The sequence below is a fragment of the Mesorhizobium sp. M4A.F.Ca.ET.090.04.2.1 genome (genome assembly GCF_003999085.1).
Taxonomy (GTDB): domain Bacteria; phylum Pseudomonadota; class Alphaproteobacteria; order Rhizobiales; family Rhizobiaceae; genus Mesorhizobium.
Map to the genome: position 1 here is coordinate 1 of NZ_RZOT01000989.1, position 648 is coordinate 648.

Here is a 648-nt window from a genome sequence, read left to right on the forward strand (position 1 = left end):
GTGCATCCCTATGGCACCGCGACCAGCACCGACTTCGAGACCTGGAACCGGGCGATGTCCGTCAATGTCGGTTCCATCTACCTCACCGCCCACTACGGCATCCCCGAGATGATCAGGCGCGGCGGCGGCGCCATCGTCAACGTCGCCTCGGTGCAGGGCACTGCCTGCCAGCAGAATGTCGCCGCCTACGCCACCACCAAGGGCGCCATCCACACGCTGACGCGCTCGCTGGCGCTCGACTATGCCCGCCAGGGCATTCGCGTGAACTCGGTCAGCCCGGGTTCGATCCGCACGCCGATCCTCGAAAGGGCCGCGCGCGGCGACGACCCGAACGCCGATATAGAAGCAGCCTTCAAGCGCTTTGGCGAGGCGCATCCGCTCGGCCGCATCGGCGAGCCGGAGGAAGTGGCTGAACTCATCGCCTTCCTGTGCTCCTCCAAGGCGAGCTTCTGCACCGGCGCCGACTACAGGATCGATGGCGGCCTCCTGGCCGGCATTGGAGTAGGTTAGGGGGCATCGCTGGCAACGGGCCGGATGGCCGCCAAAGCCCGCACTTGCGGCGGCGCGCTGTAACCGTCTATCGTGGTTCCAAAGCCGCTCGCAACACATCCGGGCCGCCGACAGAGCCGACCGGGCAGATTTCAGGAC

Annotated in this window: 1 protein-coding gene; it reads left to right on the plus strand. The window is 66.8% G+C overall.

The window, feature by feature from the left end; all coding sequences use genetic code 11:
- On the plus strand, positions 1–510 hold a 510-nt coding region (locus EN781_RS33665), incomplete at its 5' end, for an SDR family oxidoreductase (protein WP_127400785.1).
- Positions 511–648: the final 138 nt, after the last annotated feature.